Here is a 25,744-nt window from a genome sequence, read left to right on the forward strand (position 1 = left end):
CGTACACGCCGGACCGGCACGCACCGCACCACCTCGCCCGAAAGGACGCGCCACCCATGACTCCCCGCACGGTCGGTCCGACGACCGACGCCTCGCTGACCGCCCTGCTCCAGGCTTCTCCGGACCGCATCGACGAGGCGTTCCTACGCCTCGCGGGCGAACTGTGGAAGGACGGTGAGGCCACCGAGGAGGCACTGCCGTCCGTGCCCGCGCTCGTGGCCGCTCTGGCGGTCGCCGACGGCAGCCGCCAGGGTCATCTCGCGCTGCTGCTCGGGCTGCTCGCCGAGACGGAACACACCGCGGCGGAGCAGCCGCTCACCGAGGCCGTGCGCGCCGGGCTCGACCGCTACCTTCCGCTGCTGACCGACTCGGCCGCCGGCGGCCCGCTCCAGCTGGGGGCGCTGTACCTCCTCTCGCACCTGGGCGGTGACCGCGAGCGCATCCTGGCCGCTGCCGCCGGGACCGAGCTGACACCCGACGACCGGACCCGGCTGGAGCGCTGCCTCCAGCCGCTCGACCCGCAGGACGTGGTCCTGGGCCGGGTCTGGCCCTCGCCGCACGAATGGCAGCTGAACGCCGACGAGGTGGCCTTCGACCAGGGCTGGATCCAGAACCTGTCCCCCGAGGCGCTGGCCGCGACCTGGGCCAGCGACACCCGGTCGGTGTTCGCCTACACCGGCGCGAAGGCGCTGTGGGCCCTGCGCAACGGCACGCCGACCGTCGTCCACGACACGAGCGTCCACGCGGGCGCCCGTCCCGCCGACCCGCCGGCCCCCCGCATCGAGGAGTTCAGCCGCTTCTCCGACGTGCTGCGATGCCCGGGGTGCCGGGGCGGTCTCTCCTACGAGGCGGAGGGCGCGGCCTGCACCGTCTGTGACCGGAGCTACCCGCTGCCCAACGGCGTACTGGACCTCTCGGCCGGCGCCGGCGACAACCACGGCGAGTCGGACGTCCTGCAGAACGCCGCCGCCATGCGGGGCATCGGGTTCCACTACGAGAACGTCCTGCGCCCGGCCTTCCTCCGGGTGATGGGCCAGAACTGGGGCGGCCAGGTCACTCCGACCGACGAGGACGCGTACCTGGCGGAGCACCTCGCCCCCGCCGACGGTCCCGTCCTGGACGTGGCCGCCGGGGCCGGCCGCTGGACGGCCGTCGTGGCGCAGACCACGGGCGCGGACAACGTCCTCGCGCTCGACCTGATCGCCCCCATGCTGGCAGGGCTGCGCGCCAGGCTGCCGGAGATCGCCACGCTGCGTGCCAGCGCCCTGGCGCTGCCCGTCGCCGACGGTTCCCTCGCGGCCGTCAACTGCTGGAACGCGCTCCAGGCCCTTCCCGACGCCGGTGCGGCGATCGACGAGATCGGCCGGGCTCTGCGTCCGGGCGGCCGGCTGACGCTGCTGACGTTCCGCTGGGGTTCGGACCCGCTGTACCGCTACTTCCAGGGATCCCACGCGTTCCCCGGCAGCCCCGACGGAATCAAGCTGTTCGAGGCCGAGCAGATCCGGACTTGGCTGAATGGAGCCGGACTTTCCATCGTCGAGGAGTCGGGACCCGGCACGTTCGTCCTGATCACCGCGGAAAAGCAGGCCTGACGAAGAGCCTCGGTGTGCGGCGGGCCGAACCCCCGCGAGCACGCCGCACGCCGAGCCGTACTCAGCAACATTGAATATGGAATGGGAAGCCGCCACGGTGCAAGGATTCCGTCGGCCCCATTCCGGTGACCGATATCAGGAGAATTCCATGAAGACCATCGAGGCGCCGACGCGCGAAGAGCTCATTCGCCGCGCATCCGACCTGATTCCGCTGCTGCAGAAGAACGCCCTTTCCGGCGAGGAGAACCGGCGCCTTCCCCAGGAGACGGTCGAGGCGCTCGCCGAGGCCGGAATTTTCAAGATGCGCGTCCCGCACCGTTTCGGCGGTTACGAGTCGGACATGCGCACCGTCGTCGACACGCTCGCCGAGATCGCGCGCGGCGACGGCTCCGCCGCCTGGGTCGCCTCCGTGTACGCGATCAGCGCGTGGATGGTCGGCCTGTTCCCCGATGAGGTCCAGGACGAGATCTTCTCGACCCCCGACGTGCGCATCAGCGGCATCCTGAGCCCGACCGCCATGGCCCACCCGGTCCCCGGCGGTGTCGTGGTGAACGGCAAGTGGTCGTTCAACAGCGGTGTCCAGGACAGCCACTGGAACACCAACGCCGCGATCCTGATCGGCGAGGACGGCCAGCCGCAGCCCGTGATGCTCGCCATCCCGGTCAGCGAGCTGACGATCGTGGACGACTGGCACACCGCCGGCCTGCGCGGCTCGGGCAGTGTCACCACTCTCGCCGAGAACGTCTTCGTGCCGGAGCAGCGTGTCCTTCCGATGGTCCCCGTCCTCATGGGCCAGCACCGCTCCGTGCTCAACGCCGGCTCCCCGCTGTACAGCGCGCCCTTCATGCCGACCGCCTGCGCGACCATCTCGGCGCCCGCGCTCGGTATGGCCAAGGCCGCCAGGGACGCCTTCTTCGACCGTCTGCCGGGCCGCAAGATCACGTACACCTCGTACGAGAACCAGCAGGAGGCGCCGCTGACGCACCTCCAGGTCGCCGAGGCCACCGTCAAGATCGACGAGGCCGAGTTCCACGCCCACCGCGCGGCCCAGATGGTCGACGCCAAGGGCGCGGCCGGCGAGGAGTGGACGCTGGAGGAGCGGGCCCGTGTCCGCCTCGACCTCGGCGCGGTCACGCAGCGCGCCAAGGAGGCCGTCGACATCCTCAACACCGCGAGCGGCGGTTCCTCGGTCTACTCCGAGGTGCCGATCCAGCGCATCGAGCGCGATGTGCAGACGCTGAACCTGCACGCGGTCCTCCACCCGAACACCAACCTCGAGCTGTACGGCCGGATCCTGTGCGGCCAGGAGCCCAACACCGTTTACCTGTAAGCACCGAATCGCTGTGGAGGACTTCCTGATGGACCGATGCCCCGTCGCCCTGGATCCCGCGGGCAACGACGTACACGCCGAGGGCTCGCGCATTCGCGAACAGGGACCGGTGGCCCGGATCGAGCTGCCCGGCGGCGTACTGGCGTGGTCGGTGACCGACTACGCCGCCGCCCGGGAAGTTCTCAGCGACCACCGATTCTCCAAGGACGGCCGCCGTCACTTCGACGCGTACGTCAATGGTGAGGTCGGCGAGGACTTCCCGATGATCGGGTGGGTCCTCATGGAGAACATGACCACCGCCTACGGCGCCGACCACACCCGGCTCCGCAAGCCGTGCGCGCACTCCTTCACACCCCGGCGCGTGGAGGCCCTGCGCCCGGCGGTGGCGGCGATCGCGAACGAGCTCCTCGACGAACTGGCCGCCGTACCGGCCGGCCGGCCCGTCGACCTCAAGGCGCTCTTCGCCCACCCGCTCCCGGCCCGCGCCATCTGCGACCTGTTCGGTGTCCCGGCCGAGGCCCGTGCCGACATGCTGCGCGGCGGCGAGGTCAACGTCGACACGAGCATCTCCCCGGAGGAGGCCGCGGCCAACGTCGCGCGCTGGCACCAGGAGATGCTCGACTTCGTCGAGTCCAAGCGCCGGACGCCGGGCGACGACCTGACCAGCGACCTCGTGGCCGCCCAGCGCGAGGACAGCTCGCTGCTCTCGGACGACGAACTCGTCGGCACCCTGCACATCATGCTCGCCACCGGAACCGAACCGGTGAAGAACCTCATCGCCAACGCCGTGCTCGCCCTGCTGACCCACCCGGACCAGCTGGAGCTGGTCCGCAGCGGGCAGGCCACCTGGCAGGACGTCATCGAGGAGACCCTGCGGGTGGAGGCTCCGGTCGCCCACCTGCCGTTCCGCTTCGCCGTCGAGGACGTCGAGATCGCGGGCGTCACCATAGCCAAGGGCGAGCCCGTTCTGGTCAACTACGCGGCCGTCGGCCGTGACCCGCAGCTGCACGGGGACGACGCGGACCGTTTCGACATCACCCGCGAGAACAAGGAGAACCTCTCCTTCGGGCACGCCATCTACCGGTGCATCGGCCAGCCGCTCGCGCTGCTGGAGGCCGAGATCGCACTGTCCTCCCTGTTCGAGCGTTTCCCGAACCTGGGCCTGGCCGTGCCGGCCGAGGAGATCGGCCCGCAGGGCACCTTCATCATGAACGGCGTCGCCGAACTTCCCGTGCTGCTGGACGCGCGGCCCGCCACGATGAAGGCTGCCGTGGTCGCCGAGGCCGGGGCGGTGTGGGAGCTGCGCGACGTCCCCGTCCCGCAGCCCGGTCCGGGCCAGGTCCTGATCAGGGTCCGGGCCTCCGGTCTGTGCCACAACGACCTGTGGCTGACCGACGGCCACTTCCCCTTCCCCCAGGCCGACACCGTCGTGGTGGGGCACGAGGGGGCCGGCGACGTGGCCGCCGTGGGTCCGGGCGTCACGAACCGAAAGCCGGGCGACCGGGTCGGCGCCACCTGGGTGCAGGGCACGTGCGGCAGCTGCGACTACTGCGCGCTCGGGCTGCCGCTGACCGGCCAGTCCGGCATGAACTGCACCGCCCCCGTGATGAGCGGCCTGACCGTACCCGGCCACCACGCCGAGTACGTGGTGGTCCTCGCCGACTCGACCGTGCCGCTGCCCGACTCCGTCGGCTACGAGCAGGCGGCCCCGATGCTCTGCGCCGGTTACACGTCCTTGAGCGCGCTGCGCGCCGCGGACCCCAAGCCGGGCGAGCGCGTCGCGGTCCTCGGCATCGGCGGCCTGGGGCACCTGGCCCTGCAGTTCTCGCGCGCCGGCGGCTTCGACACCGTCGCGATCACCCGCTCCCCCGACAAGCACGACCTGGCCCGTGAGCTCGGCGCGTCCACCGTCGTCGCCGACGGCGAGGAGCTGCGCGCCGCGGGCGGAGCCGACGTCATCCTCGTCACCGGCACCTCGTACGAGGCCGCCACCGACGCCCTCAAGGGCCTGCGGCCCAACGGCCGGCTGGTGCTGGCCACGATCGACCCCGAGGGCTCGTTCACGATCGCCCCGCACAGCCCCGTGTGGGCCCAGCGCCAGCAGATCATCGGCGCCACCCACAACGGGCTGGAGCACCTGACCGAGGCCCTGGACCTGCTGGCCGACGGCAAGGTCGCCCCGATCATCGAGGTCTTCCCCAAGGAGCGCATCGCGGAGGCGGTCGCGCTGGCCGCCAAGGGCGAGATCCGCTTCCGCGCCGTCATCACCTACTGAACACACACGGCAGCCGAAGGAAGGAACAGATGAGCACCACGACAGCGGAAACGATCACCGGCGGCGAGCGGTGGGACGAGTCCTCAGCGATCTCGGACGTCTTCAACGACGGCCAGGCCCACCTGGGGTACTGGTACGGACCCGACGACGGCACCCCGATGGTTTCCGCCGCGCACCGGCTGACCCGCAAGGTCGCGGACGTACTGGGCGTGCGGGCCGGCGAGCGGCTGCTGGACGTCGGCTGCGGTCCCGGCGGCCCGTCCATCCAGATGGCCGAGGAGACCGGTGCCCGCGTCACGGGCATCACCATCAGCGGGTTCGAGGCCGAGGCCGGTACGCGCAAGGCCGCCGAGCGCGGCCTCGCGGACCGGGTCGACTTCGAGCACGGCGACTACTCGGAGCTCGGGCACCACGCGGACGGCTCGTTCGACGCCGTCATGGCGATGGAGTCGCTCCAGTACTCACCCGACCTGGCCCGCACCCTGTCCGGACTGGAGCGTGTGCTGCGGCCGGGCGGTGCCCTGACGATGACGGATTACACCCTCGCGCCCGGTGTGGGGCAGGCAGAACGCGACGTCCTCGCCGCGAACCTCGGCCTGCCCCTGCTCCAGCCCGTCGAGGCGTGGCTGGACGTGCTGCGCGAGGCCGGTCTCGAGGTCGAGGAGTGGACCCAGTGCGGGCCGCGCGTCTTCGGCATGGGGCCGAAGTACGTCGAGGCCGCCGAGCAGACCCGCGACAAGCTCGCCGCGGCCTTCGGCGAGGAGGCCGTGACCGGGCTCAAGCAGGCCATGGGCGACTTCTTCAGCCCGGGCGCGGATCAGATCGCGTACAGCATCGTCACCGCGCGCAAGCCGCGGCGCTGACCGGCTGACCGCCGGCCGGGCCGGCGCACCACAACGGGAGAGGGGCCCACCGCCTGAGCGGTGGGCCCCTCTCCCGTTGTGGTGCGAGTGCGAGGCGCGGACTACTCGGCGCCGGCCTCGTGGACCACCTCACGGACCTCGACGGCCGTGAGCTTGGCATCCGGGATCAGCGCGGCCAGTTCGACGGCGCGCTCCTTGGAAGCCACGTCCACGACGTAGTAGCCGCACAGGAACGCCTCGCCCGGGACGTAGGCACCGGTGGCGGTCTCGGTGGCGCCGTCCCTGACCTTGACCGTGGTGGTGTTCGCCGGGAAGTCGAGGGCCTTCGTGCCGACCATCTCGCCGCTCTTGCCTATGACCTGCTGGAAGCTGTCATGGCCGTCGAACACCTCTTGCTGCTGGTCGGCGCTCAGCGCCTCCCACACGACGGGGTTCATGTGCATGATGAGCAGGAACTTCACGTGCTGTCACTCCTGGGTGTCGGTCCGGTTGCGGTAATCGGGAAGGGGGGCGTCGGGGGCGGTCAGCAGCTCCTGGAGCACCTCGCGGAAGCCCGCGACCAGGGCCACGACCGTGCTCTCGTCGTAGAGGTTGCTGCTGAAGCCGAGCTCTCCGATGAGGTCTCCGGAGGCATCGGTCTCCAGGCACAGCAGCATTCCGTCGGGGATGTCGGATCCCACGGGCTGGGAGAGCACCTTGCGGCGGATCGCCGAGTACGCCAGTGGGCCCACGTGCTCGTCGGCCATGGTGAACGGCGTCTGGATGACCTGGAAGACACAGGAGGCCAGTCCGTCGACGGCGACCCGTTCCATGAGATCGGGCGCCTCCTCCAGGACGTGTGCCAGCGGGATCTCCCGCGTGTACGCCTTGAGGCAGGCAGTGCGTGTCCGCCCGACCACCTCACGGAAGGTGGCGCATCCGCCGAGGTCGGTGCGCAGCGGCAGGAAGTTGAAGAACGACCCCACGGCGTCCTGGAAGCGGGCCTGGCTGCGGCCGGGGGTGAAGGTCGGGACGACGACGTCCGTGTCGCCCGTCTGCCGGTGCAGGAAGACGTTGAAAGCGGCCAGCAGGACCATGAACGGCGAGCTGCGGGTGGCGGCGGCCACCTGTCCCGCGGCGGTGCACAGCTCCTCGCCGTACGAGAAGCGGTGCCAGGCGGTGGTGAAGACCGGCTCCCGGGAACGCAGCCGGTCCGTGGGCAGCGCGAGCGCCCGGGCTCCTTCGAGCTCGGCGCGCCAGAAGGCGCGCGCCGACCGGCCTGCCTCCAGTGCCTCGTCGGTGCGCTGCCACTGGGCGTACTCACGGTACTGGGGCGCCTCGCCGAGGGCGGGTCCGGACGCACCCGCGCGTTCGGCGTAGAGCGCCGCGAGGTCCCGGAGGATGACCTGCATGGACCAGGCGTCGACCGCCGTGTGGTGGGCGATCAGCGCCAGTACGGCGTCCTCGCCGTCGAACCGGCCCAGCACCGCACGCAGCAGCGGCAGCCGGCGCACGCTGATGGTGTCCGCGGCGATCTCGTTGAGGAGCTCCTCGGCCAGCAGGTCCCGCGGCCGGGTGTCCGACGGGTCGGTGGCCGGCAGGTCGCGCACCTCCAGGGGCACGATGGAGGCACCGAAGATCCGCTGGTGGCCTCCCCCTTCGCCACGGACGACCGTGGTCCGCAGCGCCTCGTGGCGCTCGACGACGTCGTCGAGCGCGGCCTGGAGCACCGTGAGGTCGATGGCGCCCCGTACCCGCCAGCCGTCGACGATGTGGAAGCGCGGGCCGAAGGGGCCCATGTCGTCTCCCTTGTCCCACAGGCACAGGAACTCCTGCTGGACCGAGAGCGGAACCTCCGGGGCCTCGGTGGCGCTCACGCGGCGGCGCTCGCACCGCCGGCCGCGACCAGCGCGGCCACGGTGCGCACGTACGTGTCCAGGTCCGGATCGTCGAACAGGACACTGATGTCCAGTTCGATGCCCAGCTCGGACTCCAGGCTCGCGACGATGCGCATGGCCGACACCGACTGGCCCGACAGGGCGAAGAAGGTGAGGCCCTCTTCTCCCGGTGCGGGCTTGAGGATCTGGGTCCAGATCTGCGTGGCGGTCTGCTCGACGGGGTTCGTCACGGGGTTCTTCTCCTCACCCATTGAGGGTCTCGTTTCTGATCTTCCGGAGGTCGTCGAAGGAGTCGAGGTCCGGCACGGTCCAGCCGTCCAGGTCGTACTCGTCCATGCACTGGTCGACGAAGCCCTTGTACTGGTCGAGCTGGCCGCTCAGCGTCTGCGCGTGCAGCATTTCCACGCGGGTGTTCTCGTGGTTCCCCGCGTAATTGCGCTCGTACAGTTCGTGGCGGCCGCCGAATTCCGAACCCACGGCGTCCCACAGGAGCTTCATCACCTTGACCCGCCCCACGGCGTCGGTACCGCCCGAGCCGCGGACATATTTGTCCAGGTAAGGCCGGATCTGCGGGTTCGCGAAGTCGTCGGCGCTGGAATTGACGTAGATGAGGCCGCTGGCCACGTCCTGCTGGATGATCTCCTTGATCCGCGGATAGCCGATCTGCATGAACCAGCGGTAGGCCATTCCGTACTCGGGATTCGGCAGCAGCGCGCCGTTCTTCCACTCGACGGGATTGCGGGCCGCCGCGTCCGACAGCCCCCAGAAGAGGTTGCGCCAGGCCAGGACCTCGCCGAGGCGGCTCTGCACGCCGCGGAAGTCGCTCGTGCCCGTCACCTCCAGCGCCTTGGCCAGCAGACCGGCCAGGAACTCCAGCTTCACCGCGAGGCGGGTGCAGCCGTGGAACGTGAACCGCTCGGGGAAGCCGGACTTGGCGGTGAACATCTGGACCTTGCCGAGGTCCCCGTAGATGAAGACGTTCTCCCAGGGGATCAGCACCTTGTCCATCACGAGGATGGTGTCGTTCTCGTCCAGGCGCGAGCTGAGCGGGTAGTCGAAGGGGCTGCCCATCATCGCGGCGTTGGCGGCGTAGGAGGGACGGCAGATGAGCTTCATCCCGGGCGCGTCCATCGGAACGGTCGCGACCAGGGCGAACTCGCGTTCCTTGACGGGAAGCCCGTAGTGGGCGATGAAGTTGTAGTGCGTCAGCGCGGAGCCGGTCGCCACCACCTTGGCGCCGCTGACGATCAGGCCGGCGTCCGTTTCCTTCTCCACGTGGACGAAGACGTCCTTGACTTGGTCCGGCGGCAGACTGCGGTCGACGGGCGGGTGCACGATCGCGTGGTTCCAGTACAGGACCTTCTCCTGCGACTCCCGGTACCAGCGGCGTGCGTTGTCGGCGAAGGGACCGTAGAACTCCGCGTTGGCACCGAGGGTGCCGAGGAACGAAGCCTTGTAGTCGGGGCTGCGGCCCATCCACCCGTAGCTGAGCCGTGACCACTCGGCGATGGCCTTCTGGTCCGCGACGAGGTCGTCGACCGAACGCGGAGTGGTGAAGAACCGGTGCGTGTAACCGTCGCTCCCGGTATCCGTGGCGGTCGTCAGGACCTTCTGCTTCTCCGGGTCGTGGAGAGCGTCGTAGAGCCGCGCCGTCATACGGATCGGATTACGGAAGGCGGGATGCGAAGTAACGTCCTTGACCCGGTCGCCGTATATGTAGACCTCGCGGCCGTCGCGAAGGCTCTCCACATACTCGTCACCGGTGAACGGACGTGTTTTCCGCCGCTCTTCACCCATGGTCTTCCTCTCCTCGCCCAGACCGATGAGTCTGTCACCGGTCCGGCGCCCCGGGCGTCTCCCAGATTGCCACTTTGATCGCACTCCAGAAGATGCGGGTCCGCCGTCCGCTTCCGAAAATGGACCCCAATGTCTTTTGCTGGCACGCCCGCCCCCGGAGGCCGAACCCCCATGACCGATGAGGTCGTCCTTGACGTCTGGCTCAACGACTACCCGGTCGTCCCTCTCTTCCTGAGCGAGACGAGGAAGTTGGCCGAGGCATTCGGCCGGACGCACCCCGGGATCAGGGTCGAGGTCCGCGGCATCGACCACGTGCGGCTGCCGCAGGAGGTGGCCCGCGCAGCTGCCGAGGGCCGGCAGCCGGCGATCGTCCAGAGCTTCTACACCTCCACGCAGCTTGCCGCCGACCTGCTCACCGCGGACGGCGCGCCGCTGTTCACCTCGATCGAGAAGGCCATCGCCGGCCGCGACGAGATCCTCGGGGTGCCGGTGCGGCTCGACGACCTGGTGACGGCCGCCCGCGACTACTACACGCTGGACGACGACGGTCTGTTCGCCCTGCCCCCGCTCACCTCGACCACCCTGCTGTACGCCAACACCACGCTGCTGGAGGCGGCCGGCGTGACCGAGGTCCCCCGGACCTGGGAAGGCATCACGGCGGCCTGCGAGGCCGTCGCCGCCCTCGACGACGGCCCTGCCCACGGCATCACGTGGCCCAACCACGGCTGGATGTTCCAGCAGGCGGTGGCCCAGCAGGGAGGTCTCCTCGCGCTGCCCGGCAACGGCCGCGCCGGGCGGGCCACCGGTGTCGCGCTGGACTCCCCGGCCCTGCTCGCCTTCGTCGACTGGTGGCGGCGGCTGCACGCGCAAGGCCACTACCACTACACCGGCCTGCGCTCCGCCGGCGACGACACGTACCCCGCGTGGGAGCTCAACTACCGCGCCTTCGCCGGGCAGCAGGTGGCCTTCGTCCTCAGCACCTCGGTGGAGGCCGACCGCATGGTCCAGGCCGGCAGGGAGGGCGGCTTCCGCGTCGAGGTGGCCCCGATGCCGCACTCCGCGGCCGTCCCGTACGCGGGCAACGTCATCGGCGGCGACTCCCTGTGGCTGGCCGCCGGGCTGGACCCGGACACCCGCGACGCGGCCCTGGCCTTCTTGCTGAGCTTCCTGACACCGCAGAACGCGGCGGAACGGCACCGGACGAGCGGCTTCATCCCGGTCACCGAATCCGCGCGCGCCCTCCTGGAGGAGGACGGCTGGTTCGCACGGAACGCGCACCACCAGGTCGCCCTCGACCAGCTCGCCCAGGGCGACCGTTCGCCGGCCTCGCGCGGCGCCGTCCTGGGGGACTTCGTCTCGGTACAGGACTGCATGACCGCGGCGATGCACGACGTGCTCACCTCGGCAGCCGACCCCGCGGTGCGCTTCGCCCGGGCGACGGCCGAGGCGCAGGAACTCCTCGACGACTACAACGCGCACTGCCTCGGCCTGGTGCCAGGTCCCCGAGGACCGCACCGCTTCCGGGTCGGCTGACCCGGCCGGCTCTTCATCCCGCTCCTTCCCCACCAGACTTCTTCAGGAGAATCCCGTGGCGCAGAACCTGCAGGTCGCCGAAGCGCGGCCGAGACCCGTCGAGGACGCACCCGAGCACCCGGACGCCCTCCCGCCGCAGCGCGTCCCCGACGCCGCCGTCTCCGTCACGGCCGCGCGCCCGTGGTGGCGGCAGGCCTGGGTGATCCCGCTCGCCGTGGTCGTGTTCGCGTTCCTCATGATGGTGTGGCCGCCGTACCTGGGGCTCGACCCCAAGACCTCGCTGATACCCATCCGGGCGGGCTCCCCAGCCCACTACCCGATGCTCGTCGCGCACATCGCGACGGGCACCATCGCGCTGCTGACGGTCATCCTCCAGCTGTGGCCGTGGATCCGCCGCAACCGCCCGGAGCTCCACCGGTGGGCGGGACGGACGTACGTCTACGCCGGTGCCGTCCCGTCGGCGCTGCTCGCCTTCCTCATCACCCCGCTCTCGATGGGACCGTCCGTCGGCACCACGCTCGGCGGCGTCCTGTGGCTGTTCACCACCGGCATGGGCACCTGGCGCGCCGTCCAGGGCAACATCCGGTCGCACCGCCAGTGGATGCTCTACAGCTTCGCGTTCGCCATCAACATCGTGTGGGGCCGGGTGTTCGTGGTCCTGCTGATGTCCTTCGAGGTGCAGAACCAGGCGGTGTGGGCGCAGATCACCGGCACGGCCCCCTGGCTCGGCTGGGTGATCAACCTCTTCCTCGTGCAGTGGTGGCTCAACCGTACGGCCGACCGCCCCGTCAAGGACCTCATCTGACCAGCCGGGGCCGGCCCCGCTAAAAGAAGGACGCATTGTGAGCGCACTCCTGCAGAACAAGGTCGTGGTCGTCTCGGGCGTGGGCCCGGGCCTGGGCCGAGCCCTGGCCGTGCGCGCGGCGGAGGCCGGCGCGGACGTGGTCCTCGCCGCGCGGACCCAGTCCGTACTGACCGAGACCGCGGCGGCGGTGGAGGCCACCGGCCGCCGGGCGCTGGCGGTCGCCACCGACATCACCGACGAGGCCGCGGCCCGTCGGCTGGTATCGGCCGCCGTGGACACCTTCGGCCGGGTGGACGCCCTGGTGAACAACGCGTTCGTGGTGCCGCCGATGGCGCCGCTCGCCGACGTGGACCTGGCCGACATCCGGACCGGCTTCGAGACCAACGTGTACGCGGCCCTGCGGATGACGCGCCTGTTCGCCCCGGTGCTCAGTGAGCACAACGGCTCCGTCGTCATGGTCAACTCGGTGGCCATCCGCCACTCCAAGCCGATGTTCGGCGCGTACAAGATGGCCAAGGCCGGTCTGCTGGCGCTCGCCCAGAGCCTGTCGACCGAACTGGGCCCGCAGGGGGTACGGGTCAACACCGTCGCCCCGGGTTACATCTGGGCACCCGCCCTGCAGGGGTACTTCGCCTACCTGGCCAAGGAACGCGGCGTACCCGAGCAGCAGGTGTACGACGAGATCGCCGCGGATCTCGACCTGCGCCGCCTGCCCGAGCCGGACGAGATCGCCGACGCCGTCCTGTTCCTCCTCTCCGACCTGGCCCGCGCCGTCACGGGCCAGTGCCTGGACGTCAACGGCGGCGAATACCACAACTGACCGCGCCCGCGCGACCGGTCCACCGCTCAACCTCGAACCACACGGGAGACCCCATGAACACCGCCGCCGCAGCCGCCCTGGCCGAGTCCCTCAACGGCGAAGTGATCCTGCCGGACGACGCCACCTACGACGAGCACCGCGACATCTTCGTCCACAAGGGACGGCCCGACGTCATCGTCCGGTGCCGCAGCACCGAGGACGTCCGCCTGGCCGTGGAGTTCGCGCGGGAGCAGGGACTGCGGACCTCGGTGCGCAGCGGCGGTCACAGCACCGCCGGCCTGAGCACGGACGTGGGCGGCATCGTCATCGACGTCTCCCCGCTGGACGGCGTCGAGGTCGTCGACGCGGAGCGCCACCTGGTACGCGTGGGCCCTGGCGCGAGGTGGGGCCGGGTGGCCCAGGCGCTGCAGGAGCACGGCCTGTCGTTCTCCTCGGGTGACACGGACCGGGTGGGCGTGGGCGGTCTGCTGCTCGGCGGCGGAATCGGCTGGACCGTCCGCAGCAGCGGGCTGGCTCTGGACAACGTGGTCGCGGCCGAGGTCGTCACCGCGGACGGCCGGGTGCTGCGCGCAAACGCGAACGAGAACCCGGACCTGTTCTGGGGGCTGCGCGGCGGCAGCGGGAACTTCGGTGTGGTGACCTCGTTCGAGATCTCCACCCAGCCCGTACCGCAGGTGCACTTCGGGAGCATCACCTACCCCGCTGCCGAGGCGGCCTCGGTCGTCAAGGGCTGGGCCCGCGTCCTGCGCGACGCGCCCGACGAGCTGACCTCGCACGTCCAGATGTTCCCGTCGTTCGGCGGGGACCCGGCTCCGGTCACCGTGCTGGTCTGCTACGCCGGCGAGGACATGGCGGCCGCGAACACGGCCATCGCCCCGCTCCTGGAGCTGGGCACGGTGGAGGGCAAGGACATCAGCCTCGTTCCGTACCCGAAGGTGCTCGACGAGGCCGGTGAGCTGCCGCCGGACTGGGAGCCCATGGTGCGCAACCGCTTCGCCCGCGAGTGCGGCGACGAGTTCGTCGACGCCCTGGTCTCCGGAGCCCGGTCCTTCGACAACCTCTACGTGGAACTGCGCAGCCTGGGCGGCGCCATGGGACGGGTCCCGGCCGACGCCACGGCCTTCGCCCACCGCGACGCGGCGGTGATGCTGAACACGGCCCGGCTCGGTTCGAGGGCCGACAACGAGGCCGGCCTGCCGGAGCTGGCCGCGTTCTGGGCCTCGCTGGCGCCGTTCACCGAGGGCGCCTACAGCAACTTCCTGAGCGAGCTGGACGAAGACGACATGGCCGCCGTCTACCCGCCCGCGACCTATGCCCGGTTGCAGGCCGTGAAGGACGCCTACGACCCGGAGAACCTCTTCTCCCGGAACCCCGCCGTCATACCGTCCGCGCAGGTCTGACGGACCAACCGCCGCCCCGCACCCCCAGGGAGAGAGCCCCGTATGAGCACCGCAGTCAAGCCGGCAGCCACCTTCGTCGCGCCGCCCGAGCCGGACCTCACGCCCGCGGAGGTGATCCGCCGGGCGGAGGCCATCGCGGCCGGCCTGGTGGCACGGCAGGCGGAGACCGAGAAGCGCACCTTCTACGCTCTCGACACGCACGAGGAGCTCTCCCGGGCCGGGCTGTACCGGATCCTGGTCCCGCGCCGGTACGGGGGTTACGAATTCGGCGCCGAAACCTTCCTCAAGGTGACGACCACCCTGGCCCGCGGCTGCCCGTCGACGGGCTGGATGTACTGCCTCGGCGCCGCCCACGCCCTGGCCGTCGCCTCGCTGTTCGAGGAGCGGGCCCAGGCCGAGCTCTTCGAGGGCGGGGACTTCATCAGCCCCGCGACCATCACCCCGAGCGGCAGCGCCCGCCGGGGCCCGGACGGCGCCTGGATCATCAACGGGACGTTCCCCTACTGTTCCGGAGCCCCGTACGCCACCCACTTCATCGGCCACACGGTCATCGAGGGCGAGGAGGGCGGCGACGGCGTGCCGCCGAAGCTGCTGCTCTTCATAGCCCCGCGCGAACAGTGGACGATGCTCGACGACTGGGGCGGGCAGCTCGGCCTCAAGGGCAGCGGCTCGCACAGCATCACCTTCGAGGACGGCCTGATCCCGGCGCACTACGGGCTGGAGGCCGCGCACCTCAGCGAGGTCGACGTCACCCAGGGCACGCCGGGACGTGAGCTGCACGGGAACGGGGAGTACGGCGGCGGCCCGCTGAGCTTCATGCTGCTGGAGTCGGCGGCGCTGGCGGTGGGCATGGCGCAAGGCGCCCTGGACGCGTACGAGGACCTGATGCGCTCGCGCACCACGATCTTCACCCAGGTGTCGCGTGCCGAGGACCCCGACTACCAGTGGTGGTACGGGCAGGCCGCCGGGATGATCTCGACTGCGGAGGCGGCGATCACGCAGGGCGTCCGGCAGTGGCAGGACCTGTGCGCGCAGGGGCCACAGGCCTTCACACGGGAGCAGGACCTGAGGCTGGCCGGCGTGTGCCGTGAGGTCATCAAGCTCGCGTGGACCGCGGTGGAGAGCCACCTCTTCCCCACCGCGGGATCCAGCGCGGTGCGCGAGGGCGAACGCATCGAGAGGATCTGGCGCGACATGTCGACCCAGCTCAGTCATGCGGGGATCGGCGTCCTCCTGCAGAGCGTCGCCGCCCGCGAGTACGCGCGAGTCCGCTTCGGGGTCGCCGAGAGCAGCCACGCGTGACGGCGCCCGCCGCCCGGATCAGCCGCAAGGCCATCTCCGGGCGGCCGACATAGCGACCGTGGACCGGATCCGTGTCCGGCACGACCCGGACGGACTGTTCCGGGGCGACGTCATGCCATCGACATCGGCCCTGTATGACGGGGCGCGTCCGCCGCCCCGCACCCCACCGACCTGCCCCCGCACCATCACCCCCGCATCACGCACAGTGAGGAACGAAGAAGCATGAGCGACATTCAGAAGCTGGTCCAGGACGCCCTGGACGAGCTGGTCGAGTCGGGTACCGAGACCGGTCTCCAGGCCGCCGTCTACGTCGACGGCGAGTTGGCCGCCGACGCGGTCGCCGGTCTCGCCGACCCCGAGAGCGGCCGGCCCGTCACCTCGGACACCCCGTTCTGGAGCGCCTCCACCGGCAAGGGCGTCACCAGTACCGTCGTGCACACGCTCGTCGAGAAGGGTCTCTTCGGCTACGACACCCGCATCGTGGAGCTGTGGCCCGAATTCGGCGTCCACGGCAAGGAGGGCGCGACGATCCGCCACGCGCTCACGCACTCCGCCGGTGTCCCTGGTCTGCCCGCCGACATCACCCCCGAGGACCTGACCGACTGGGACAAGATGGCCGGGATCGTCGCGTCGGCCGAGCCGTGGTGGGAGCCGGGTACGCAGACCGGCTACCACTCCGTCACTTTCGGCTGGCTGCTGGGCGAGGTGGTCCGCCGCGCGACCGGCAAGCCGATCTCGCAGGTGCTGCGCGAGGAGGTCGCGGCCCCGCTCGGCCTCGAGAACGAGCTCTTCCTCGGTGTTCCGGAGGCGGAGCTGGGCCGCCTGGCCAAGCTCGACGACGCGCCGATCGACCCGAACGCCTTCGGTGACCTGCCCGAGGACTTCCCGCTCTTCAAGACGGCGCCGCCGGCGATCATGCCGAGCGCCGCGTACGGCAACCGTGCCGACATCCTCGTCTCCGACATCCCGGCCGGCGGCACCATGACGGCCCGTTCCCTCGCGAAGATGTACGCGGCGCTCCTCGGCGAGGTCGACGGCGTCCGCCTCGTGTCTCAGGCCCGGCTCGAGGAGATCACCGCGCTGGCCGTCGACGACCTCGACCAGGTGGTCTTCGCCCCGTCCCCGAAGGCCCTGGGCTACTTCCTCGGCCGCCCCGGCTCCGACCCGCAGCAGTCGCTCACCGTGTTCGGCGCGCAGGGCATGGGCGGCAGCGCCGCCTACGGCGACACCCGGACCAAGGTGTCCTTCGCCCTGACGAAGAACCGCTTCAACCCGACCGAGGCGAGCGCTGTGGAGCGCGTCGGCGGGATCGTCGCCAAGGCCGTGTCCGGAAGCTGAGCACAGGCCCCCTAGGAAGGTATTCGTCATGACGAACGCAGCCCAGGCCCCTGCGGGGAAAGCGGGCCGCCGGGAGTGGATCGGCCTCGGGATTCTGGCACTGCCGACCCTGCTGATCGCACTCGACATCGGCGTGCTGTTCCTCGCGCTGCCCCAGCTGAGCGGGGACCTGGGCACGAGCGGCACCGAGCAGCTGTGGATCACCGACATCTACGGGTTCATGCTCGCCGGTTTCCTCATCACCATGGGAAACCTCGGTGACCGGATCGGACGGCGCAAGCTGCTGCTGATCGGTGCCGCAGCGTTCGGAGCGGCCTCGATCCTCGCCGCGTACGCGAACAGCCCCGAGATGCTCATCGCGGCCCGTGCTCTGCTGGGCATCGCCGGCGCCACGCTCAACCCGTCGACGCTGGCTTTGATCAGCAACATGTTCCGCGACGACAAGCAGCGCGGGGTGGCCATCTCGCTCTGGGCGACCTGCCAGTTCGGCGGCGCGGCGCTGGGTCCCCTGGTGGGCGGACTGATGCTCGACCACTTCTGGTGGGGCTCGGTCTTCCTGCTCGGCGTCCCCGTGATGGTGGTACTGCTCGTCGCCGGTCCGCGGCTGCTGCCCGAGTACCGCACCAGTGACTCCGGCCGGCGTCTCGACCTGGTCAGTGTGGTGATGTCGTTGCTGGCGATCCTCCCGACGATCTACGGAATCAAGGAACTCGCCGCGGGCGGAGCCCAGTCGTCGGAGGGCGTCGCCTGGGCGGCGCTGGCGATCGGTCTGGCGTTCGCCGTCGCCTTCGTGCGCCGCCAGGGCACGCTCGAGGACCCGCTGGTGGATCTGCAGCTGTTCAGTGAGCCGGCCTTCGCCATCACGCTGGGTGCGATGGCCCTGGCCTCCGGCGCGTTCGCCGGGACGTCGTTCCTGACCAGCCAGTACATCATGAGCGTGGCGGACCTGACCCCCACCGCGGCGGGGCTGTGGCAGGCCCCGACGGGCGGCGGCATCGCGGCGGGCGTGCTGCTCGCCCCGCTGTTCCTGCGGTGGATGACACCGCGGACCGCCATGGTGGGCGGCCTGACCCTCTCCGCCCTCGCCTACCTGGTGCTCACTCAGGTCGGCGCTGAAGGCGGCCTGGTGACGGTCGTGGTGTGCATCGCACTCGTCGCATTCGGCGTCGGCCCGCTGTTCGCCCTCGGTACCGGGCTGGTGATCGGATCGGCGCCGGTGGAGAAGGCGGGTGCCGCCGCGTCGCTGTCCGAGAGCAGCAACGTACTCGGTTCCACGCTCGGGCTGGCCGTTCTGGGCACACTGGGCGCGGCCGTCTACCGCGACGAGGTCTCCGGCGCGGTCCCGGACACCCTGGCCTCCCCGGCGGCAAAAGCCGCTCAGGAGACCGTGGCCGGCGGCACGGCATCCGCCGCCGAACTGGGCGGCGACGCCGGGCAGGCGCTCCTCTCGGCTGCCCGTGAGGCCTTCACCAGCGGTCTGAACACCGTCAGCTGGGTGGCCGCCACCGTGGCCGTCGCCGTAGGCGTGGCCGTCGCCGTCGTCCTGCGGGAGAAGACCGTCCAGCAGGACGGGCCCCAGCCCACGGACGCCGGTTCCCGGGAGGAAGCCCGGGCGTGACCGCTCGGCCGGACAGGCGCGGCGCATGTGCGCCGCGCCTGTCCGGCATGCCCGTGTGGCGGTCGTCCGGGCCTGTGCAGGCGAGCACTTACGAAGATGCACTGCGTCTCCACAGACGCGACGATTCCGACGAATAGCGGAGCACCGCAGGTTGCAGCGCGCATCACTCGGCAGATCCCGTACCACCCCAGGGTGCCCGGAAGCGATGACACGGGTCCTGCCCCACGACCTTGTCTATTCCTAGGAGACTTCACCATGACCACAGCACCGAAGATCCTCGCGATCAACGGGTCCGAGCGGAGCGGCAACACCGCTGACGTCCTGAGCCACGCGGCCGCGCGGGCCGCCGAGCACGGTGTCGAGTTCGAGGTCGTGGACCTGCGGAACGTCCGGATGGAGCGATGCGGGCCCTGCGGTGACTGCAACGACCGCGCCGTCGCCTGCGTCGTGCAGGACGACATCCCCTCCGTGGTGCAGAAGATGATCGACGCCGACGCCATCATCTTCGCGGCGCCGGTGCACGGCTTCGGCACCGCGAGCCTCATGCAGACCTTCATCGAGCGGGCCGGGGTCGGCTACCTGCGCTTCAACCGCCCGCTGAGCAACAAGGTCGCCGGCGTCATCTCGGTCGCCCGCCGCTACAGCGCCGGTGAGGTCTGGGCCCAGCTGACGGTCAACGCCCTCCTCAACCGCATGATCCTGGTCGGCAGCGGCTTCCCCGCCACCGTGCACGCCCTGCACCGCGGAGATGCCCTCAAGGACGAGGAGGGCCTCAAGAACGTGGACCGCCTCGTCGACCGCATGGCCGCCATGATCGGGCTCCTGCGCGAACACCGCGAGCTGACCGGCCGCGACGCACTCAGCAGCGGTGACGTCAACGAGCGTGTGGGTCTTGCGCTCAACGAGCTCGTGGCCGCCGAGTGAGCGCGGCAACTGTCTCCGGCTCCCCCGCCGCCACCGGTCTCCCCGCCTTCTGGGCGGCGTACGAACCGGTGCTCGAGGCGTTCCACCGCGGCGAGATGACCGACGAAGGCTGGTCCCGCTGGCAGAGCGAGCGGCTCACGTCCGTGCTGCGGCACGTGACCGCGCGCTCGCCGTTCTACCGCCGTCACCTCGCCGGCGTCGACATCGAGCAGGTGACCCCGCAGAACCTGCCCTCGCTCCCCTTCACCACGAAGGAGGACCTGCGCCGGGAGATGTACGACGTCCTGTCCGGCAGCCCGGCCGAGGCCTCCGTCTTCTACGAGACGACGGGCACCACCGGCGCCTCCACCCCCTGCCCGCGCGGTGTGAAGGACATCGCGACCAGCAACGCGGCCGTGGAGGAGTCCTGGCGGCGCCTGTTCCAGGCCCACTTCGGGGACCGCATGCCCGTCGTCGGGCTGATGGGGCCGTCCGAGCTGTACGCCTTCGGCGACGTGTTCACCGCCGTCACGGCCGCGCTCGGGGCGTGCCACGTCAAGATCTGGCCCGAGTCTCCGCGCGTGGGCTTCAAGAAGGCGCTGCGCCTGATCGAGGAACTGGGCGTCGAGGTGATCGTGTGCGCCCCCGCACTCTGCCTGAGCCTTGCCAAGGCCGCCCTGCACTACGGCTACGACCTGTCGAAGCTGCCGGTGAAGATGTTCCTGGTGCTCGGGGAGATCTGCACTGCGGAGTTCTCCGCCAACGTCTCGTCCGTGTGGCCGCACGCAGAGGTCTACCCGACGCTGTACGGCTCCCAGGAGTCGCTGTGCATCGCCACGGGCTCCGCCACCGGAGATCTCCACCTGTCCCAGCCCAACTACCTGTTCGAGCTGGTCGATCCGGACACCGGGGAGTTCCTCGGCACCACGGGTGAGGGCGAACTGGTGCTGACCATGTTGGTGGACGGCATCAAGCCGTTGATCCGCTACCGCACCGGCGACTTGGTCCGGATCACGCCCGCCACGCCCGGCGCCGCCCTGCCCGGTCCCGTCGTCGAAGTCGTGGGGCGGTCTTCCGACCGCATCCAGCTGGGTGAGAGCGTGCTGCACCCAGCCGAACTGGAGTCGGCCGTCCTCGACGGAGTCCGCGGCTGCCTCGGCTACCAGGTCGTCATCGACCGGGCCCCCGACGGCGGCGACGAGGTGACCGTCCGCATGGACATCCTGCCGCGGGCCCACGCGCAGCGCGCTGCGGTGAGCGCCAGCGTGGCCGCCCGGTTGCGCGAGCGCGCCGGCGTGGAGGTCTCGATCTCCGTCGAGGCCGAGCTGGACCCCGTGACGAACACCGGTTCCTTCGTCAGCTGGAAGGCCGCCCGGGTGCTCGACAACCGGGGGCCCCTGGACACGTCCGTGCTCGTGGCGCGCCAGGTCGCCCACCGGTACGCGATCACTTCCTGAACTAAGGATCTCGACCATGACCCACACCAGCAGCCCCGCGCCCCCGGAGATCCGGGTGACGACCCGGCGCCGGGCCGTCCCGCCGTCGGCGACGCTACCGGTCTATCAGGCCGTGGCCCACCGTTTCGGCCGCGAGCACGTCTACCTCCTGGAGTCCACCGCCGGTCCGGACCGTGACCGCAAATACCAGTTCGTCGGGTTCAACGACCTGCTGTCCCTCTCCGTCTCGGACGGCACCGTCCAGGTCGAGGGCGCGCCCGCCCTACGGGAAGCCGTGCTGCGCCGAATCACTCCGCTGCTCGACGATAACAACGGCACCCTGCGACTGCCCCGCCTGCCCGACCTCTGGACGCTACTTCGCGAAGTACACGCCCTCTTCGACGCCGAGGGGTCCGCGGTGCGCTTCCGGTTCGGGTTCCTCGGCTACTTCGGCTACGACACGATCCGCTACGTCGAGGACCTGCCCCACCTGATCGATGGGCGGCCGGACCTCCCGGACGTGCATCTGGTGCTGTATCAGGGATCCGTGGTGACCGACCTCGACAGCGGCGAGTCGGAGCTCCTGCTTCACGAGTCCGACCACTGGGCGGCGCTGGACGAGGACGAGATCGCCACGTTGCTGGCCCGGGCCGAGACCGATCACCCCGAGCCGGTCCCGGGCCCCGTCCCACCCACGGACACCTCCTTCGACACCGAAGCCGCCGACTACCGCCGCAACGTCGAACGGGCCCTCAAACACATCGCTGTCGGCGACGTCTACCAGGTCCAGCTCGGCCACGAGCTGTCGATGCGCAGTACGGCCGACCCGCTGGAGGTCTACCAGCGCATGCGCACCGGGAACGCGTCGCCGTACATGTACCTGGCCAGCGTCTGGGGCCAGAGCATCGTCGGTGCCAGTCCCGAACTGTTCGTGCGCGTGGAGGACGGGACCGTCACCATGCGCCCGATCGCGGGCACGGTCCCCCGGACCGGCGACGACGAGGCCGCGGGCGCCCGCCTGCTCGCGGACGAGAAGGAGATCGCCGAGCACATCATGCTCGTGGACCTCTGCCGCAATGACATCGGCCGGATCTGTCAGGCGGACAGCCTGCGCGTCCCGGACGAGCTGGTCGTCGAGCGCTACTCGCACGTGCTGCACCTGGTCTCGACCGTGCAGGGCGAGGCGGAACCCGACCGCGACACCTACGACATCATCTCCGCGCTGTTCCCGGCGGGCACGATGACGGGCACTCCGAAGATCCGGGCGATGGAGATCATCGAGGAGATCGAGGACACCCGCCGCGGGCTGTACGCCGGCGCGATGGGCCTGATCGACGTGGGCGGTTACACCAATCTCGCCCTGTGCATCCGCACTCTCTTCCACCACGACGGCGTCTACCGCACCCGTGCCTCGGCCGGGGTCGTCGCCGACTCCGTCCCCGACCGCGAATGGACCGAGACCCTGGCCAAGATGAACGCGGCCTACTGGGCCGTGACCGGAAAGGAATTGCTGTGAGCGTGACCCTGGCGAACGATGCCGCGCGCAGGGTGCCGAAGCCGCAGATCCTGGTCGTCGACGCCTTCGACAGCTTCGTCGACATCCTGCGGCAGTACCTGATGTCCGCCGGCGCGGACCCCGTGATGGTGCGGTCCAACGCCCTGCGCGAGGAGGACGTCCGCGAGATGGCGCCCGAGGCCATCCTGCTCGGGCCGGGCCCCGGCCATCCCGACGTCAGCGGCCACGTGGAGCTCGTGCAAGCCTTCGCGGGCCAGGTGCCGATCCTGGGCGTGTGCCTGGGCCACCAGGCGATCGGCCGCGCCTACGGAGCGGCCGTGGTCCCGGCACAGCACCTGATGCACGGCAAGACCAGCCGCATCCGGCACGACGGCCACGGGCTGTTCGACGCCATGCCCCAGGATTTCCAGGCCACCCGCTACCACTCCCTGGTGGTGGTGGAGGAGACGCTGCCACCGGTCCTGGAGGTCACGGCCAGGTCGTGCGACGACTCCTACGTGATGGCGATGCGGCACCGGACCCTGCCCGTCGAGTCGGTGCAGTTCCATCCGGAGAGCATCCGCACCGAGGGCGGGATGCGCATGATCCGAAACTTCGTCGCGTCGGCCACCGCCTTCCCCTCCTGGTGGGCCACCCGTAGCGAAGCCGCGTGAGGCGTTACCGGCTCGACGGCTTCGGGGGACCCGCGTCCCTGCGCCTGGAGAAGTGCGACGTACCGGTACCCGGACCGCGGCAGGTACTGGTGCGGATGCGCGCCTGGTCCCTCAACCACCGCGACCTCCTGATCGCCCACGGCCGCTACGGGCCGGACGTCCTGCCCGGCGTGGTGCCGGTATCCGACGGCGCCGGAGAAGTCGTCGAGACAGGAGGGGAGGTCGGCCGCTGGCAGCCGGGCGACAGGGTCACCGGGCTGTTCCTGCCCGACTGGCAGTCCGGACGTCCCCGGCTGACCCGGGCGCTGGGCGGATCGGCCGACGGTGTCCTGGCCGAGTACGTGGTCTTCGACGAGAACGCGGTCGTCGCGGCACCTGCCCACCTCGGCTTCGCCGAGGCGGCCACGCTGCCGTGCGCGGCGGTCACCGCCTGGCAGGCGGTGGTGGAGATGGGCGGCCTGCACCCGGGCCAGAGCGTGCTCACCCTGGGCAGCGGCGGTGTCTCGGTGTTCGCGCTGCAGATCGCCGCCGCGGGCGGGGCGCGCGTCATCGCGACCTCGGGCAGCGACGGCAAGCTGGAACGGCTGCGCGCCCTGGGCGCCGGCGAGGTGATCAACCACGCGGAGGTACCCGACTGGGGCGCAAGGGTGGCCTCGCTGACCGGCGGCGGCGTCGACCACGTGGTCGAGGTCGGCGGGGCGGGCACCATGCGCCAGTCCATCACCGCGGCCCGTGTCGGCGGCCGGATCAGTGTCATCGGCGTACTCAGCGGCGGAGCCGGCATCAGCCCCGTCCCCATGCTGCGCAAGGTGCTGTGCGTCCAGGGCGTGCAGGTGGGCAGTGCCGAGATGTCCGAGGCGATGAACCGGGCCCTCGAAGGCCACCGCATCCGGCCGGTCATCGACCGCGAGTTCCCCTTCTCCGACGCCGGGGACGCCTACCGGTACCTCGAATCCGGCCGGCACGTCGGCAAGGTGGTCCTGACGGCGGACTGAGCCACCGGGGCCACTCAGCAAACCGGAAGATGCACGCGCGGCTTCCTCCCCGCGAGGATCTCGACGTATCTGACCGGCTACGGAGGCACAGTGGAGTACTGGAACCCCAAGGCAGAGACCATGCCCCGCGCTGAGCTGGAGGCATGGCAGTGGCGCAAGCTCCAGCGTTCGCTGCGTCATGCCCGCAGCCACTCTCCCTTCTGGCGCGAGCGCCTGCCCGACGAGATCACGTCCATGGAGGACTACGCGGCACGCGTGCCCCTGCTCTACAAGTCCGACCTGCTGGCGGCCGAGCAGCAGGCCCCGCCGTACGGCACCTGGCCGTCGATCGATCCCGTCCGGGGCGTCCGCCACCACCAGACCAGCGGCACCAGCGGCAACCCGCCGGTGCGCACCATCGACACGGCGGGCGACTGGACCTGGTCCACCGACACCTTCTGCACCTCGCTGTACGCGATGGGCGTGCGCCCGCACCACAAGGGCATGGTCGCCTTCGGGTACGGCCTCTTCATGGGCTTCTGGGGAATGCACTACGCCCTGGAGCGCATGGGCTGCACCCTCGTGCCCGCCGGCGGCCTCGATTCGCGTACCCGGATCCAGCTGCTGGTCGACTACGGCATCGAGGTCGTCGGACTCACCCCCAGCTATGCGATGCGCCTGATCGAGACGGCCCGCGAGATGGGAATCGACCTGGCCAAGGAAGCCAACGTCAAGATCATCCTTGCGGGCGCCGAGCCGCGGTCGAACTTCACGACGCGCACCATCGAGGAGGCGTTCGGCGCACGGGTCTTCAACGCCGCGGGCACCACCGAGTTCGGCGGTGTCTTCATGTTCGAGTGCCCCTCGCGCAGGAACGCCTGCCACATCATCGAGCCGTCGGTCATCGAGGAGGTGCTCCACCCGGAAACCAAGCAGCCCGTCGGCTACGGCGAGGAGGGCGTCCGGGTGACCACCGGGCTCGCCCGCGAGGGGATGCAGCTCTTCCGGCACTGGACCGAGGACCTCGTGGTCAAGCGGCCCTGGAGCGCCTGCGGTTGCGGCCGCACCTGGGACTTCTACGACGGCGGGATCATCAGGCGCGTCGACGACATGCGCAAGATCCGCGGCGTGTCCGTCACGCCCGTCATGGTCGAGGACGTCGTCCGCGCCTTCGACGAGGTCAGCGAGTTCAAGACGTCGATCAGAACGGTGCGGGGACTCGACACGATCCACATCGACGTCGAAACACGTTCGGTGCCGGGCGGGGAGACCGCCACCCTGCCAGGGCGCATCGCCGAACAGTTCAAGCGTGAGATCGGCATGCATCCCGAGGTGGAGCTCGCGGCAGCGGGCAGCCTGCCCCGGCAGGAATGGAAGGCGGCGAGGTTCCATGACGAACGCCCACTCGTATCTCAGCACTGAGCAGGAGGCACAGCTCCTCGGCGCCTACACGGACCTGCGGGAGCTCGCGTCCGGCTGTGAGGTGCCCGCGGTGCGCGCCGCGGTGAACGTGGCGCTCGCCGAGCTGCGCACGGCGCTCGACGGCCAGGCCGTGGAGTTCGACTACTTCACCGCGTGAGCCCTCCGTACGGCCGTTGCGGCGGCAACCGCGTGAGACAGAGCACTTCTGAAGGTGCGGCGCCCTGCGCGGCGGCGCCAGCATGTCCCCCGGTCCATCAGGTACATCTCACGAGGGAGCGCGAAACGTGGCA

Annotated in this window: 22 protein-coding genes and 1 pseudogene; 19 read left to right on the forward strand and 4 right to left on the reverse strand. The window is 70.4% G+C overall.

The window, feature by feature from the left end; translation table 11 throughout:
- Positions 1 to 56 precede the first annotated feature (56 nt).
- The 4 genes from OTB16_RS26745 (at position 57) to OTB16_RS26760 (ending at position 6,060) form a co-directional block, all read left to right on the forward strand.
- On the forward strand, positions 57 to 1,592 hold the full coding sequence (locus tag OTB16_RS26745; RefSeq protein ID WP_267723327.1) for a methyltransferase domain-containing protein: 1,536 nt from the start codon (positions 57 to 59) through the stop codon (positions 1,590 to 1,592).
- Positions 1,593 to 1,740: 148 nt separating this feature from the next.
- Positions 1,741 to 2,922 carry an acyl-CoA dehydrogenase family protein gene (locus OTB16_RS26750; protein ID WP_267723328.1) on the forward strand — a complete coding sequence of 394 codons (1,182 nt, stop codon included), beginning with the start codon at positions 1,741 to 1,743 and terminating at the stop codon, positions 2,920 to 2,922.
- 28 nt (positions 2,923 to 2,950) lie between these two features.
- Entirely contained in the window at positions 2,951 to 5,197 is a 2,247-nt protein-coding gene (locus tag OTB16_RS26755; protein WP_267723330.1) for a cytochrome P450, read from the forward strand.
- 29 nt (positions 5,198 to 5,226) lie between these two features.
- The gene (locus OTB16_RS26760; protein WP_267723331.1) at positions 5,227 to 6,060 is read left to right on the forward strand and encodes a methyltransferase domain-containing protein; all 834 of its coding nucleotides are present in this window, start codon (positions 5,227 to 5,229) and stop codon (positions 6,058 to 6,060) included.
- Between the two features lie 101 nt (positions 6,061 to 6,161).
- On the opposite strand, the gene OTB16_RS26765 is transcribed toward OTB16_RS26760, so the two are convergent.
- The 4 genes from OTB16_RS26765 to OTB16_RS26780 are packed head-to-tail and all read right to left on the reverse strand — an operon-like array spanning position 6,162 to position 9,734.
- The gene (locus OTB16_RS26765; RefSeq protein ID WP_267723332.1) at positions 6,162 to 6,521 is read right to left on the reverse strand and encodes a YciI family protein; all 360 of its coding nucleotides are present in this window, start codon (positions 6,519 to 6,521) and stop codon (positions 6,162 to 6,164) included.
- Between the two features lie 6 nt (positions 6,522 to 6,527).
- Positions 6,528 to 7,916, reverse strand: a complete 1,389-nt coding sequence (locus tag OTB16_RS26770) for a condensation domain-containing protein (protein WP_267723333.1) — start codon at positions 7,914 to 7,916, stop codon at positions 6,528 to 6,530.
- Positions 7,913 to 8,167, reverse strand: a complete 255-nt coding sequence (locus OTB16_RS26775; RefSeq protein WP_267723334.1) for a phosphopantetheine-binding protein — start codon at positions 8,165 to 8,167, stop codon at positions 7,913 to 7,915. Before OTB16_RS26775 ends, OTB16_RS26770 begins: the two co-directional genes overlap by 4 nt.
- A 13-nt stretch (positions 8,168 to 8,180) precedes the next feature.
- Complete coding sequence (locus OTB16_RS26780; RefSeq protein ID WP_267723335.1) at positions 8,181 to 9,734, reverse strand: 4-hydroxyphenylacetate 3-hydroxylase N-terminal domain-containing protein; 1,554 nt, start codon at positions 9,732 to 9,734, stop codon at positions 8,181 to 8,183.
- Between the two features lie 171 nt (positions 9,735 to 9,905).
- Between OTB16_RS26780 and OTB16_RS26785 the strand changes: the two genes are divergently transcribed.
- The 15 genes and pseudogenes from OTB16_RS26785 (at position 9,906) to OTB16_RS26850 (ending at position 25,611) form a co-directional block, all read left to right on the forward strand.
- Positions 9,906 to 11,267, forward strand: a complete 1,362-nt coding sequence (locus OTB16_RS26785; RefSeq protein WP_267723336.1) for an extracellular solute-binding protein — start codon at positions 9,906 to 9,908, stop codon at positions 11,265 to 11,267.
- A 55-nt stretch (positions 11,268 to 11,322) separates the two neighbouring features.
- Positions 11,323 to 12,072 (forward strand): DUF2306 domain-containing protein, encoded by a 750-nt coding sequence (locus OTB16_RS26790; RefSeq protein ID WP_267723337.1) that lies wholly within the window; start codon positions 11,323 to 11,325, stop codon positions 12,070 to 12,072.
- A 37-nt stretch (positions 12,073 to 12,109) separates the two neighbouring features.
- Positions 12,110 to 12,892: an SDR family oxidoreductase gene (locus OTB16_RS26795; RefSeq protein WP_267723338.1), complete on the forward strand. Its 783-nt coding sequence runs from the start codon at positions 12,110 to 12,112 to the stop codon at positions 12,890 to 12,892.
- Positions 12,893 to 12,945: 53 nt separating this feature from the next.
- A complete protein-coding gene (locus tag OTB16_RS26800) occupies positions 12,946 to 14,292 on the forward strand; it encodes an FAD-binding oxidoreductase (RefSeq protein ID WP_267723339.1) in 1,347 nt (448 codons plus the stop codon).
- A 42-nt stretch (positions 14,293 to 14,334) separates the two neighbouring features.
- Complete coding sequence (locus tag OTB16_RS26805; RefSeq protein WP_267723340.1) at positions 14,335 to 15,594, forward strand: acyl-CoA dehydrogenase family protein; 1,260 nt, start codon at positions 14,335 to 14,337, stop codon at positions 15,592 to 15,594.
- Positions 15,595 to 15,816: 222 nt separating this feature from the next.
- The gene (locus tag OTB16_RS26810) at positions 15,817 to 16,932 is read left to right on the forward strand and encodes a serine hydrolase domain-containing protein (RefSeq protein ID WP_267723341.1); all 1,116 of its coding nucleotides are present in this window, start codon (positions 15,817 to 15,819) and stop codon (positions 16,930 to 16,932) included.
- A gap of 28 nt (positions 16,933 to 16,960) precedes the next feature.
- A complete protein-coding gene (locus OTB16_RS26815) occupies positions 16,961 to 18,550 on the forward strand; it encodes an MFS transporter (protein WP_267723342.1) in 1,590 nt (529 codons plus the stop codon).
- Between the two features lie 255 nt (positions 18,551 to 18,805).
- Positions 18,806 to 19,474: a flavodoxin family protein gene (locus OTB16_RS26820; RefSeq protein WP_267723343.1), complete on the forward strand. Its 669-nt coding sequence runs from the start codon at positions 18,806 to 18,808 to the stop codon at positions 19,472 to 19,474.
- On the forward strand, positions 19,471 to 20,910 hold the full coding sequence (locus OTB16_RS26825) for a phenylacetate--CoA ligase family protein (RefSeq protein WP_267723344.1): 1,440 nt from the start codon (positions 19,471 to 19,473) through the stop codon (positions 20,908 to 20,910). The genes OTB16_RS26820 and OTB16_RS26825 overlap by 4 nt, the downstream gene beginning before the upstream one ends.
- 16 nt (positions 20,911 to 20,926) lie before the next feature.
- Positions 20,927 to 21,439 (forward strand): annotated as a pseudogene (locus OTB16_RS39685) (anthranilate synthase component I family protein); the annotation flags it as partial.
- A complete protein-coding gene (locus OTB16_RS26830) occupies positions 21,440 to 22,405 on the forward strand; it encodes an anthranilate synthase component I family protein (RefSeq protein ID WP_420717804.1) in 966 nt (321 codons plus the stop codon).
- Positions 22,402 to 23,058 carry an anthranilate synthase component II gene (locus tag OTB16_RS26835; protein ID WP_267723346.1) on the forward strand — a complete coding sequence of 219 codons (657 nt, stop codon included), beginning with the start codon at positions 22,402 to 22,404 and terminating at the stop codon, positions 23,056 to 23,058. Before OTB16_RS26830 ends, OTB16_RS26835 begins: the two co-directional genes overlap by 4 nt.
- Positions 23,055 to 24,053 (forward strand): zinc-dependent alcohol dehydrogenase family protein, encoded by a 999-nt coding sequence (locus tag OTB16_RS26840; protein ID WP_267723347.1) that lies wholly within the window; start codon positions 23,055 to 23,057, stop codon positions 24,051 to 24,053. The genes OTB16_RS26835 and OTB16_RS26840 overlap by 4 nt, the downstream gene beginning before the upstream one ends.
- Positions 24,054 to 24,173: 120 nt before the next feature.
- On the forward strand, positions 24,174 to 25,454 hold the full coding sequence (locus tag OTB16_RS26845; protein ID WP_267723349.1) for a phenylacetate--CoA ligase family protein: 1,281 nt from the start codon (positions 24,174 to 24,176) through the stop codon (positions 25,452 to 25,454).
- Positions 25,423 to 25,611: a DUF6052 family protein gene (locus OTB16_RS26850; RefSeq protein WP_267723350.1), complete on the forward strand. Its 189-nt coding sequence runs from the start codon at positions 25,423 to 25,425 to the stop codon at positions 25,609 to 25,611. Before OTB16_RS26845 ends, OTB16_RS26850 begins: the two co-directional genes overlap by 32 nt.
- Positions 25,612 to 25,744: the final 133 nt, after the last annotated feature.

The organism is Streptomyces antarcticus (assembly GCF_026627255.1).
Lineage (GTDB): Bacteria > Actinomycetota > Actinomycetes > Streptomycetales > Streptomycetaceae > Streptomyces > Streptomyces antarcticus.